Origin of the sequence: Pseudoalteromonas sp. ASV78, assembly GCF_047806705.1 — a bacterium.
Taxonomy (GTDB): Bacteria; Pseudomonadota; Gammaproteobacteria; order Enterobacterales; family Alteromonadaceae; genus Pseudoalteromonas; species Pseudoalteromonas prydzensis_A.
On record NZ_JBLOPA010000001.1, the window covers coordinates 2,790,487 to 2,804,265 of the forward strand.

At 41.6% G+C, this 13,779-nt stretch carries 8 protein-coding genes and 1 pseudogene; 6 read left to right on the forward strand and 3 right to left on the reverse strand.

The window, feature by feature from the left end; all coding sequences use genetic code 11:
- Positions 1 to 37 precede the first annotated feature (37 nt).
- Both ACMVDV_RS12505 and ACMVDV_RS12510 read left to right on the forward strand, forming a co-directional pair.
- Positions 38 to 1,430, forward strand: a pseudogene (locus ACMVDV_RS12505) (M20/M25/M40 family metallo-hydrolase).
- A gap of 95 nt (positions 1,431 to 1,525) precedes the next feature.
- Positions 1,526 to 2,464 (forward strand): tetratricopeptide repeat protein, encoded by a 939-nt coding sequence (locus ACMVDV_RS12510; RefSeq protein WP_304181707.1) that lies wholly within the window; start codon positions 1,526 to 1,528, stop codon positions 2,462 to 2,464.
- 48 nt (positions 2,465 to 2,512) lie between these two features.
- On the opposite strand, the gene ACMVDV_RS12515 is transcribed toward ACMVDV_RS12510, so the two are convergent.
- Positions 2,513 to 4,474, reverse strand: a complete 1,962-nt coding sequence (locus tag ACMVDV_RS12515; protein ID WP_416158326.1) for an alpha/beta hydrolase family protein — start codon at positions 4,472 to 4,474, stop codon at positions 2,513 to 2,515.
- A gap of 169 nt (positions 4,475 to 4,643) precedes the next feature.
- Here ACMVDV_RS12515 and ACMVDV_RS12520 point away from each other — a divergent pair, with 169 nt between their 5' ends.
- The gene (locus tag ACMVDV_RS12520; RefSeq protein WP_416158327.1) at positions 4,644 to 5,942 is read left to right on the forward strand and encodes a hypothetical protein; all 1,299 of its coding nucleotides are present in this window, start codon (positions 4,644 to 4,646) and stop codon (positions 5,940 to 5,942) included.
- A gap of 51 nt (positions 5,943 to 5,993) precedes the next feature.
- Here ACMVDV_RS12520 and ACMVDV_RS12525 read toward each other — a convergent pair whose 3' ends face one another.
- The gene (locus ACMVDV_RS12525) at positions 5,994 to 6,914 is read right to left on the reverse strand and encodes a DUF808 domain-containing protein (protein WP_416158328.1); all 921 of its coding nucleotides are present in this window, start codon (positions 6,912 to 6,914) and stop codon (positions 5,994 to 5,996) included.
- A 121-nt stretch (positions 6,915 to 7,035) separates the two neighbouring features.
- Here ACMVDV_RS12525 and ACMVDV_RS12530 point away from each other — a divergent pair, with 121 nt between their 5' ends.
- Entirely contained in the window at positions 7,036 to 7,320 is a 285-nt protein-coding gene (locus tag ACMVDV_RS12530) for an MliC family protein (protein ID WP_304181699.1), read from the forward strand.
- A gap of 76 nt (positions 7,321 to 7,396) precedes the next feature.
- Positions 7,397 to 9,418, forward strand: coding sequence for a methyl-accepting chemotaxis protein (locus ACMVDV_RS12535; RefSeq protein ID WP_416158329.1), 2,022 nt, complete (start codon positions 7,397 to 7,399; stop codon positions 9,416 to 9,418).
- A gap of 86 nt (positions 9,419 to 9,504) precedes the next feature.
- On the opposite strand, the gene ACMVDV_RS12540 is transcribed toward ACMVDV_RS12535, so the two are convergent.
- A complete protein-coding gene (locus ACMVDV_RS12540) occupies positions 9,505 to 12,138 on the reverse strand; it encodes an EAL domain-containing protein (RefSeq protein ID WP_416158330.1) in 2,634 nt (877 codons plus the stop codon).
- Between the two features lie 166 nt (positions 12,139 to 12,304).
- On the opposite strand from ACMVDV_RS12540, the gene ubiD reads away from it, so the two are divergent.
- Positions 12,305 to 13,771 carry a 4-hydroxy-3-polyprenylbenzoate decarboxylase gene (ubiD, locus tag ACMVDV_RS12545; RefSeq protein WP_304185109.1) on the forward strand — a complete coding sequence of 489 codons (1,467 nt, stop codon included), beginning with the start codon at positions 12,305 to 12,307 and terminating at the stop codon, positions 13,769 to 13,771.
- The last annotated feature ends 8 nt before the right edge of the window (positions 13,772 to 13,779 follow it).

Genomic DNA, 13,779 nt, shown 5'->3' on the forward strand with positions numbered 1-13,779 from the left:
TAATAGCGCACACTTGAAAATACCGCCAAGGTCAATAATGAAAAAAATCATCACAGGGTTACTACTTGCTAGTAGCTTTTTAGCCAGCGCCGCAGAGCCTGAATTTAACGCTAAACAACTTAAGCAAGTTGCCGAGCTTAGAGATAACGCTAGCAATAGTGATTTAAGCTACCAATTACTAGAATCCCTTACGACTGAAATAGGCCCGCGTTTACCAGGCACTGAAAATGATAAAAAAGCCGTTGCCTGGGCCCAAGCTAAATTTAAACAGCTTGGCTTTGATAAGGTATGGCTTGAAGAAGCGACCTTCCCAGAATGGCGTCGTTTTAATGAAAGCGGCAAAATCCTAACGCCAAGTGAGCAACCACTGCATTTAACCGCTTTAGGGCATAGTGTCAGTACACCAAAAGACGGCATTACTGCTGAAGTTATATTATTTGAAACCCTTGATGAGTTGATTGCCGCTCCCGCAAACAGCTTAAAGGGAAAAATTGCTTATATAAATTACCGTATGAATCGTGATATCGATGGCAACGGTTATGGCCCTGCGGTTCGTGCTCGCTCAACTGGCTCTGTAGAAGCCGCTAAAAAAGGCGCGATTGGCTATATGATGCGCTCAGTTAGTACGGCTCATCACCGTTTTGCGCATACCGGTGGCAGCCATTACCAAGATGGCGTAACCAAAATCCCTAACGTAACCATTGCCAATCCGGATGCTGACCAATATCGCACTTGGTAAAAATGTTACCGTTAATATTAATGTACAAACTGAAGATCGTGGTCAAGGTACTGGCTATAACGTGATTGGTCAGTTCAATGGCACGCAAAATCCAGAGCAGTATGTGCTGATTGGCGGTCACTTAGATTCTTGGGATTTAGGCACTGGTGCACTTGATGACGGTGCAGGTGTTGCGCTAACAATGGCGGCAGCTAAGCATATTAGCGAAATAAAACGCCCAAAACGTAGCATTCGGGTGGTGCTATTTGCCGCTGAAGAGCTTGGCTTATGGGGTGCTAAAGCTTATTTTAAACAGCATGCAAATGAGCTTGATAAAATTGTTGCCGCGGCTGAATCTGACTTTGGTGCTGATGTAGTGTATGGCTTTGAGTCGAATGTATCTGCAGCGTCACTGCCAGTAGTACGTGCAATAGCCAAGCAACTAGCGCCACTTAACGTAGAATACATTGGTAAAAATAGCGCCAATGGCGGGCCTGACTTAATTCCATTCAAAAATGCCACCAGCGCACCAATTTTTGAACTGCATCAAAATGGCACTGATTACTTTGATTACCATCACACTGCTGATGATACGCTTGATAAAGTAGATCCGGCTAAACTAAAGCAAAATACCGCGGCGTATGCTGTATTTGCCTTTATGGCGGCAGATGCAAAAACCATTATTAAAGCAAAGCCTGTAGCAAGTAAATAAGCCAACCAAACATACTTGCTTACAGTTTTGTGCTTTGCATCTCACCTTCCTTGTTTTAATTTAACGTAAAACAAGGAAGGGACAGAGGGCCTCAAATGCTACTTTTCAATATCTGCGATTCATTGTCGTTTTTCAGCCAAACCAAAACCTGTCCGCAGTGTCACAATGATGACTACCAGCTACAAAATCATAGCCGTTTTTTACGTTTTTCAATCATACCTATGTTGCCACTAGCGTGGCGTTATCAATACCAGTGTAATCATTGTCAGCACAGTGTGCAGCTTTCTGTTATGCAACTGCCATGGTTAGAAAAGCTTTCTTTAATCAAATATTTTATAGGCTCAATATTAGTTATCTGGCTATCTATCTACCTCTATACACACCATCTTGATGAGCTAAAAACCAAGCAAGCAATACTAAGCCAGCCGCAAGCATTCGATACTTACTTGGTACATGCAGATAAATTCTCTAACCAACCATTGCGCCCTGAAAACCTAAAAGTAGCCCAAGTACTCGAGTTTGATGATAAAAATATTACCTTTCAGATTAGTAACTACCGTTATAAACACGACAGAGCCATAACAACAGCGATGCGCACCAGCTTATTAGTTCAAAAAGATTATTTCTCATCAAAGACACTCACTCTAGCGCGTAAGGAAGTGCAGCATTTATATGATGAAGGTGCTATTTATGATGTACTGCGTCCTTACGCATACAGTTTATACGGCGGCTTTGTGATGTTTCCACCACAGCCAAAACCTTTATATGAAGGGGTAAAGCTTAATAAAAATAACCAGCAAGGCATCATCTATTACAAAGATGGTTTATTCAAAGATGCCTTTGAGAGTTTTTTACTCGCCAGCAAAGAAGGCTCACAGTGGGGGCAGCTTAATGCAGCACAAATGTATCGTGATGGTGAGGGGGTAGAAAAAGATCTTTCCCAAGCCATTTACTGGTATCAACAAGCCGCACTGCAAAATAACCACAAAGCCAAAGTACAACTCAAAGAACTGTGCCTAGAACACGCCTGCTAATAAATATGGCAAGCCAAAAGCTTGCCATTTAACCTACAAGACAGATCGTTACAGTGTTAGGTGTTGATCTAAAAATGCCAGTACTTGTTGATAATAACGAGTGCGGTGCTCTTGCTTATAAAACCCATGCCCTTCATCTTCAAGTAGCTCATATATATAAGGGTGCTTAGCTTTTTTAAGAGCAGCAATAAGTGATTCGGCTTGTTCTATCGGTGCCCGCTGATCTTCACCACCGTGCACTATCAGTACAGGAGCCTTTAACTTATCAATATTATAACTTGGCGAAAATGCCTTTAATTGCGCTTCATCTGTGCCCAATACATTCTGTAAATAACGTTGGCCACTGTCGCGCTCCGCAACATCTCCTTCTTTAAACATTAACGGCAAATCGTAAACACCAACAACGCCAATCGCACATTTAAACATATCAGGTTCTAAAATCGCACTTTGTAACGCTGAGTATCCGCCAAAGCTCGCGCCCATAATACAGATATTATTTTTATTAACCGTGCCCTGCTCAATTAAATACTTAACACCATCAATAATATCAAATTGGATTTCAGCCCCCCACTTTTGATGCCCAGCATGCTCAAAGTTACGGCCAAAACCACCTGAGCCTCTAAAATTAACTTTTAGTACCGCCATGCCACGGTTGGCAAGTAACTGTGCATCGGGGTCAAACCCCCACCAATCGCGAGGGCCATGTGGACCACCGTGTGGCATAACCACTAAAGGTAAGTTTTTCTCTGTACTGTTATTCGGCAGTGTTAAGTAGCCATAAATAGTTAAACCATCTCGACTGGTATAACTCACTGGTTTGGTCTGCGCCATCTGCTTTGCATCAAGCCAACTACGAGATGCAAACAAAAATCGTAAGTTATTTTTTTTAGCATCGAATAAATAATATTGGCCAGGGTTACGGTCATTCGAGGCATAAATAATATTAGTGTCACCATCTTCAGTACTACTTACAAGCTGTACTTGTTCACCAGCTAAAGCGGAGATTAATGATTTTAAACGCATGCTTTTCTCTGATTGCCCATCGACAAAGGCATAAGTCGGATAGCCTAGCTCGGTTTCAATCGCAAATAACTCTTTTGATGCTTCATCAACCCATATTTGCTTTGGTGAAACCCCCTCTTCCTTATGAATTAAATCAATTGCTCTGGTTTTCAGATTCAATTTATATAAGCCTTGCGCTTCACCACTGATAGACGCAGTGACATAAACAGCATCACCACTACTATCAAAAGCGTGTAAGTTCATATCGCTGTAAGTCAAATCACCTAAGTTAAGTTCTTGCCAACGGCCGCCTGATTTTTCACGGGTATGAATTGTGGGTTTGATATAATCATCACTGGAAACAGCCACTCTGACATTTCCCTCATGATCGGTCAAAAAGTTGGCCATACGTGACGGTGAGCGGGTAACTTTACGACGCTTTCCTGAAAAAACATCGACCTCATAAACAACTGTGTGCGGTTCACTACTAGATGTCCACGGATAAGTCATGATAAGCATTTTATCGTCATCGTGGATCAAAGGATCCAACAAATAAGAGGTGCCATAAACCGGTGTGGCTTTTTTGATACGAGAACCAGTTTGCATTTCGCCCTGATAGCCAACTAAATATTTAGCTTTCGAGCCATCGGCATTCACGCCATATAATTCACCGTAATATTCAGGGTGATCTTGCCAACCGCGTAAGTATTCTTTTGCAACAACAACTCGTTCATCGCTTACCCAGTGATAAGCACCAACCTGCGCATTGCTCTGAAAATTAATAGCATGGTGAATTGTGAATTTCTTAGCATCTAAAATAACCAGTACCTTTTTACCTTGAGGTTGCATAATTACTGCAAGGTAGCTGCCTTTAGGGGAGATTTTAACTTGGCTATATTCACTGCTGCGGCTAAAGTCCTCGACTGTAGGACCTGACTGATTTGCATAACTAATTGGGCAACAAGAGAACAACACAATAACAACAATAAACTGCATTATTTTGTTCATACAACATCCTTTTAAATTGGTATTTTTATAATTGCTACAATTGTACCCAATAAAGTTTTAAATAGGTATCCATCCAAATACTTAAGTAAACAACGAAGAGTAACTATTTACTTTAATTTGGTTACAATATAACATTACTGATATATTATAACAAAACGTTGGACTGCTAATGATTTTACCTAACTTTAAAATTAGCCTGATCGCCTCTATGGTTGCTGTACTGTGTGCCTGTAACAGTGAAATTGATGATCTTGCAGATAAAAATGCTGGACAGCCAGATGACCATGAGCATACCGAAATCACTTCAACAGGGCGTTTAGCCATTAGTCACGCTGATGCTGCCAACGTATCAATTTTCGATACTGACACTAACGCGCTACTTGAAATGTTTAATACTACCAATATTGTTAGCGGCTTATATGCAAGTCCTAACAATCGTTTTGTAGTATTGATACAACGCGATGATAACTACGTAGAGTTTATTGATGGCGGTTTATATCAAGAAGATCATGGTGATCACCTGCATGATTACAAACAAGCTCCTGCCTTGTCAGGGTTTACATTAACAAATGATAAGCCAACTCATTTTGATGTAAGCGAACAGCAAGCTGCGCTGTTTTTTGATGGCAATATAGATGCGGGTATTGCTGCAAGCTTTGCTATTTTAACTGACGAATCAATTGCGAATGGCGAAACACTGGCAACACATAGTTTTGCTAATGCTATGCATGGTACGGCACAAATTCGCGGTGACTCAGTGATCACCACCTATCGCAGTGAAGATGTAACTAGCGTGCTGCCAAATTATGTGGAACAACTACATATTCATGGCGATCACTTCCACCAAGAACAGCGTTTTGAGCTTGATTGCCCTGCACTGCATGGCAGCGCACAAAATCATCAGCACATTGCCTTTGGCTGCGGTGATGGTGTATTAGTTATTGAAGAACACAATGGTGCATTTAACGCAACTAAAGTAGCTAACCTTGATAGTTTTGCTGAGGGATCACGGATTGGTAGTATTAAAGGGAGCGAGCACAGCGAGCTCTTTTTAGGTATTGCACAAAGTAAGCTTTTTTACACCATCGACCCAGAATCAGCTAAAATGACACAGCTTGCATGGCAGCAAAATACCGAAAATACCGAAAATACCGTATTAGCAAGTGCGCTCGATAGTATTACAGGCGAGTTTTACGTACTGGAAAGCGATGGGTTTTTATCGATACTGGATGCTGAGGATGATTGGCAAGTCAGTGCTCGTTTTCAAGTACTCGACAGCCCCACAGGCAACTATGCGTTAGCGGCTTCAGCGGCCGATGATACGGTATATATCAGCGATGCAAATAACCAAACAGTATTAAGCGTCGATACTCATGAACAAACGGCCGAAACTATTCTTAACCTTGATTTTACCCCAAGTAAAATAACTTGGTTAGGCATCGCTGAGGAAGCAGAGCACGACCACTAAGCTTAATCATAACTTTCATAGCATTCCCTTGCTAAGCCATTGCCGGCAGATTTAATTTGCCGGCTCTTTTGTTTTTATACTCACAACAGTGTGATGAATAAGCACCACAACAACGCCAGCCAGCACGCCTAATAAGCCATCAAATAATAATGGCGCAAACACTTCTCCCAACCTACCTAAGGTTGTTAATGCAAATTCAGTGACCGCTATTTGCCAATGATGCAATACACTTATGCCGTGCACTAAAATACCACCACCAACTAAAAACATCGCGACCGTACCAGCAAACGCTAAAAACGCCATTAAACGTGGTGCCGCAGCTAATAGACCTTTCCCTAGTAATGCTTTAAAACGATTACCCGTTTGCTGGGCTTGTTTGAGTAAATACAAACCAGCATCATCAAGCTTTACAATTCCTGCTACCAAACCATACACACCTATGGTCATGATCACAGCAATCACACTCAATACCAGCGCTTGATTAAGCAAACTTGCACCGGCAACTGTGCCAAGCGTGATGACAATTATTTCTGCCGATAAAATAAAATCGGTACGAATAGCTCCTTTAATTTTTTGTTTTTCGTATGCCACTAAATCTAGATGTTCAGCTTCACTCAGCTCGTCGTTTTTCGGGCTAGGTAAAAACTTTTCAACCAGTTTTTCGGCACCTTCAAAACACAAAAATAACCCACCAATCATTAGTAACGGCGTAATAAGCCAAGGCAGCCAGACACTGATCAATAAAGCGGCAGGAACCAAAATGGTTTTATTAAGAAACGACCCTTTTGCCACGGCCCACACCACAGGCAGTTCACGATCTGCACTAACACCGGTAACTTGCTGAGCATTTAACGCCAAATCATCCCCCAATACACCAGCGGTTTTTTTTGTCGCGACTTTACTCATTGTGGCAATATCATCTAACAATGTAGTGATATCATCCAACAAGGTTAATAGATTCGTACCTGCCATTTAATTTCCTTTGCAGTTAACTGTTTATAATAATCAACATAGCCTAAACGGCCACTTTCACCAACGGTTAATTTTCGTTTGCTATGCTAGTCGTTAAACCCACTTACCAAGGTACCTATTTATGTATAAAAGCTTATTAATTGCACTCGGTATGCTCAGCCTTAGTGCATGTACTGAACCACAAAACAGCCAATCTTATTCCTGCGATAGCCAACTAACGGCGGTTATCACCAGCGAGAGTGCAGAAACGGCCTCACTGGTTTATAACCAGGTTACCTACCCGTTAACGCAACAGATCAGCGCCTCAGGTGCAAAATATAGCAATGATGACGTACTTTTTTGGACCAAAGGTAACGAAGCAATGCTGATCATTGATGGCAACAAATATCACTGTAATTTAGAGTAAAGCATCCGCATGCAACGCTTATAATTTACAAAAATACTGCTACACTCATAAATACTTAAGTATTTACGGGTTAGCTATGCGCGCTATTGCTATAAAAACAAAACTGATTTTTGCCTTTGCCACAATTGGTTTTTTAATGCTTGCCAGCAGTGGCTTTTTTTACTGGTCACTCGGGCAAATTAATCATGCGACTGCAGATATAGAAACGTTAGCCGTACCGGTACAACAACAAAGTAATGCGCTTCGTTTATCACTGTTATCAATCACCAAATATAATGCTGTTGCGTACAGTCAAACAACAGAAAGCAGCTTACAACAGCAGCAACACAGTACCCGTGAAAACCAAGCCATATTTGCCAGCAAGCTGAAAGAGCTAAACACGCAACTTCATGATCAACCGCAAATGCAGCAGCTACTGTCAAAAATAGAGCAACGCTATCAGCAACTTAATACTACCAACACAACAATGTTTAACGCCAAACAGCAAGGCCTGACCGCCACAACTGAGGTCACTACATTGGCAAATGATTACGCTAACAACCTCGCTGATTTAAGTAATGGCTTACTTGATTTAGAATTAATCGAAGTAGCAGCTGAACAACAAACATTATTAGCCGCGATTGTTGGCACCGCGACCCGCATTGATGATTTGCTTTTCACCTTAGGTAATAATGTTAAAAACATCAGCCATATAAACACCTTGCAAACACTCAACGAGCACCAACAAGATACCAACTTTTTGCTAGATAATATTCAATCTAATTTTACCTACCTACAACAACAAGCAAGTGAGCTGGAAAATAAAACCAACTTTGTCAGCCTAGAAGAGCTACTAAACTTAATAAATAAACAGTTAACAACGCTATATCAGCAACAAACTACACTTTTAACCAGCAAAGTTGAGGCTGAACAAGCCTTTTCAGCATTTCAACAGCAATTTCAACTTACCGAACAACTTATTATTGAGCTCAACCAATTAGCCGATAAACGTTTTAACACCTTACAAGCTGATGCTCAATCGGTCATTAGCACAGGCTCAACACTCGCCATTATTATAAGTTTAGTGCTTATTTCGTTTGCAGCGTTGATCTGTTTTTTAACGACTAAGGCAATGCTAAAACCGCTGAATACTGTTAATAAAGCGCTATCACGTATCGCTTCCGGTGACTTGTCGAAACGCACAAAACCAGTTAACGACGATGAATTTGGTCTGCTGTTAAATAATATCAATCAATTAAGTGATGACTTGAGTACACTACTAAGTGCAATAAGTGACAACGCCCACACCTTAGATCAATCAGCAATTCAAACCAGCGAGCAAGGCCAACATATGACCCTAGCAGCGCAGCAACAGTTAGATCACATAGCACAAGCCAGTTCGGTGGCTCATAGCATGTTTAGTAATTCCCAAGCCGTTTGTGAGCAAGCTGATAACACCTCCAGTGAAGTTGCAAACGCCTCGCAATTTGCCAATGATGTGAATCACATAGCTGATCGTAACAGTCAGCGCATTGCCGCTTTACTCGCTCGTCTTGATCAAGCAGTGCAAAGCACCAACGAACTCACTCAACACACACAATTAATTGGCGCAATAGTAGATACAATTAGTAGCATTGCTGAACAAACAAATTTACTTGCACTTAATGCTGCTATTGAAGCGGCCCGTGCCGGTGAAAATGGCCGAGGCTTTGCTGTAGTCGCAGATGAAGTTCGCTCTTTAGCCGCTCGCACACAAAGTTCTACCAGTGAAATTCACACCATGATCCAAACGCTACAACAACAAGCCAGCACAGCTCACCATGAGATCAATGACGGCCAACAGCAAGCAAAAGAATGTGTTGCCAATAGTAGCGAGCTAAACCAAGCCGTAGATAAAATAAAAGGTACCTTAGTGACAATTAACCAAATGAGCACACAAATTGCGGATTCATCACATCATCAGCTTGATAACAGTAATGGTATAAAACAGATCATGGCGCAAGTAACCGTACAAGCACAAAGCAATGCCGAACATGCAAAGTCACTGGCCAATCAAAGTGAAAACGTTAACCAACTCGCCCACTCATTAACCAGCGCAGTAGAAAGATTTAAGTTCTAACTCTGAATATAAATTCATCTTCAGCGGCTATTGTCATAATGCCAAATACACAGCGCTGAAATACCATTACAGTGCTGTGTAGCTACTCATTTATTATTTTGCCCCGCGATAAACTCCCGAATGTATTGATCAAATAGTGCCGCTGGCAGTGGTTTACTGTATAAAAAGCCTTGAATATAATCACAATTTAGAGCATTTAAGAAAGCCAGCTGTGCAGAGGTTTCAACTCCTTCGGCAACAACTTTAAGCTGTAGGTTACTAGCCATTGAAATTATTGCACTAACCATCGCACAATCTTCAAGATCATCGGGTAAGTCTTTGATAAACTCCCGATCTATTTTTAACTTACTCAGCGGAAAACGCTTTAAATAACTCAACGACGAGTAACCGGTGCCAAAGTCATCAATTGCCAAACCCACGCCGATTGCACGTAATGCTTGTAACTGCTGCAAGATGTTTGAGCTATTATCAGCAAGTAGCGTTTCTGTAATTTCAAGGGTTAAACACTGAGCTGATAACTGCGTTTCCTGCAAAACACTTTTAACTAACGCCTCAATATCTTGGCGAATAAATTGCACGCTAGACATATTTACCGTGACAAAAAATTGTTCACCGAAACAGCTACACCACTTAGCAGCTTCGCGACATGCTTCTCTGAGTACCCACTCACCAATTGCAATGATCAATCCTAACTCTTCACACACCGGAATGAATTGTGCCGGCGACACATCGCCCAGCTCCGCACTATGCCATCGTAATAAAGCTTCACAACCGACCTTCTTTTTATCATGGCTAATAATTGGCTGAAAATAAACGGTAAACTCGCTATTACTAAGAGCCTTATGGAGAGCATTTTCAAGCTTGCTGCGAGCTGTCGCTTGTTCGTGCAAGCCGCTGGTAAAGAACTCAAAACAGTTTCGCCCTTGTGCTTTAGCTTTGTACATGGCGCTATCTGCATTACGTAATAAGATTTTGCGCTCGGCTCCATCGTCGGGGAAAATAGTGATCCCCATACTGCCGGATACAAATACATCTTGCTCACCAATTTTAAATGAAGAATTAAGCGCCAGCAGAGCTTTTTTAGCTAATCGCTCAATATCTGCTAACGTATTGATCCCGGGCAGTAATAGCGCAAACTCATCGCCACCTAAACGGGCAACTACGTCAGAGCTACGCATACATGCTTTAAGCCTTTTGCCAGCCTCAAGTAACAGTAAATCACCACTATTATGCCCTAAGGTATCGTTAACACTTTTAAACCGATCTAAATCAATAAAACAAATTGCCAAACGCTTATTATCAGCCGTCGCACGGATCATTTCTTGATCTAGCTTACTATTATAATGATAGCGATTTGCCAAACCCGTTAAGGTATCAAAATTAGTTTGTAGCCACATTTCCTGTTCATTTTCTTTGCGTAACGAAATGTCGTTAAATAAGGCAACATAAACTTCAATGTCTTTTTCATCGTCAAATACCACCGAAATATTGACCCAGCTAGGATAAATACTACCATCTTTGCGGCGGTTCCATATTTCGCCTTCCCATTGCCCCGCCTCGTTTAAACGTCGATATAGCGCTTTAAAAAACGATGGTTTATGACGACCCGAATTTAATATTGCAGGTGTTTGACCAAGCACATCTTGTTCTTGATAACCGGTGATCTGCGTAAAGGCTGCATTTACAGTTTGAATTTCATTATCACGATTAGAAACCAAAATACCTTCATTAGTTGCCGAAAATACCGTACTCGCAAGTCGTTGCTGCTGGCGTGCTTTTAATTTTAAACTGATATCACGAATTAAGTGTATTTCACCAATTTTGCTATTTTTTTCGTCGATAACGGCGGTTACTCGTGCCTCTCCCCAAAATACCTCTTTGGCTCCGTGAAATTGACACTCACTATCAACCCCAGCAACTCCTTTCGGACACTCAGTAAATGAGTAAATATTTTTATCTTCCAGTGGCTCGCCGGCCGTTAACTTTTGCACAGCCGTAGTATTAGCGGTAATAACTATATGTTCGGCATCAGTGTAAACCAGCAAATCATCAATACTATTGAAAATCGCTTTTAGCGTCGCACTGTCTTTTTGCGCCGACTTTTTAGCCCTGCGCAATCGCAAAGCTAACAAGGTTAACGTCGCCAACAGTATCATCAGTACAGAAATAGATATCAGCGCTAACAACAATTGATCGGTGCGCTTTTGTTCTATTTCATTAGTTTGGCTGGCAACCAACTCTTCAAGATTCTCTTGGTAATGCCAAAGTGCTTTTTCAAGGTTACGTTGCGATGAAATATCATGTATTACAGAAAATAAAAAATCTTTATTCTCAATTGTAAATGGGGCTGAATAAACGCTAACAGTACGTGTTTCACCACTCGCTAAGCGGTGCTGAAAAACAAAATAGTTTTGCCCTTTACTCAGAGCCGCTTGGCGCTCCTGTGCAACTTGTTGCTCGGTAAATATATTAATTTGCTGGATGCGCATTGTTTGTAATTGCGCAATACTGTAACCATAAAATGCAGCCGCAGCCTTATTAGCAAATTTAATTTCACCCGTTTGCGGTTCCACCACTAACATCACGGCACTATGCTCATTAAAAAGTGGTATATTGATCGCAGAATCTAATGATTGTTTAGCACTGACTTGATCTACAAAGGTAATTACACAGCAAACAATTACAGCCTTGATAAATGTTTTTACGATAAGCCCACCCATTAATCAAAAACTCATTTCAAACATTAGTCTTAAACTATAGCTTACTCACCTGATAATGTGACAAAAATGATCGCTTAAATACTCCCTAAAGACACCTCATTAATTCGCTTACCGTTTTTATTTAAGTATAATGCTAACAGTCTTTTAAGCTTTAAAGCGGCCCACTATGAAATACAAAGATCTACGTGATTTTATCGATTTATTAGAAAAAAAAGGTGAACTGAAACGTATTCACCAAGAAGTTGATCCTTATCTAGAAATGACCGAAATTGCCGATCGCACACTACGTGCTAAGGGCCCTGCTTTATTGTTTGAAAACCCTAAAGGCTATGATATTCCGGTGCTGGCTAATTTATTTGGTACACCAGAGCGCGTTGCCATGGGAATGGGTAAAGAACACGTTAGCGAGCTGCGAGAAGTCGGTAAGTTACTGGCATTTTTAAAAGAGCCTGAACCACCAAAAGGCTTAAAAGAAGCATTTGGTCAGATCCCCGTTTTTAAGCAAGTGTTAAATATGCCGGCCAAAGAAGTTAAAAAAGCACCGTGTCAGCAAGTTATTATTGCAGGCGATGATGTTGATTTAACTAAGCTGCCAATCCAACACTGCTGGCCAGGTGATGTAGCGCCGTTAATAACCTGGGGGTTAACCGTCACCAAAGGTCCCTATAAAAAGCGCCAAAATCTTGGGATTTATCGCCAACAGTTGCTTGGTAAAAATAAAATCATTATGCGCTGGTTATCACACCGCGGTGGCGCACTTGATTTTCAAGAGTGGTGTAAAGAAAACCCAGGTCAGCCTTATCCGGTATCGGTGGCATTAGGCGCCGATCCAGCGACTATTTTAGGCGCGGTCACGCCAGTACCAGATACCTTGAGTGAATACGCCTTTGCCGGCTTACTGCGCGGTAGCAAAACTGAAGTGGTTAAATCAATATCAAACGACTTACAAGTACCGGCAAGTGCCGAAATAGTGTTAGAAGGCTATATCATGCCAGGCGAAGTGGCAGCTGAAGGCCCATACGGTGATCACACCGGATATTATAACGAAGTAGATGACTTCCCGGTAATGACAGTCACTCACATGACACACCGTAAAGATCCTATCTATCATAGTACCTTCACCGGTCGCCCGCCTGATGAACCGGCTATTTTAGGTGTCGCGTTGAACGAAGTGTTCGTGCCAATTTTACAAAAGCAGTTCCCTGAAATTGTCGATTTTTACTTACCGCCTGAAGGTTGCTCTTACCGCATGGCCGTAGTGACTATGAAAAAACAATATCCTGGTCATGCCAAACGGGTGATGATGGGAGTATGGTCGTTTTTACGCCAATTTATGTACACTAAGTTTGTGATTGTTTGCGATGATGACGTCAACGCGCGCGACTGGAATGATGTAATTTGGGCTATCACCACCCGTATGGATCCCGCCCGCGACACCACTTTAATTGAAAACACGCCAATTGATTACCTTGATTTTGCCTCACCTGTTTCAGGTCTTGGTTCGAAAATGGGAATGGATGCCACCAATAAGTGGCCTGGCGAAACCAGCCGAGAATGGGGCGAGCCTATCGTGATGGATCAAGCAACTAAAGATCGCGTCGATGAAATTTGGCAAAGCTTAGATATTCTCTAACTGGCCTG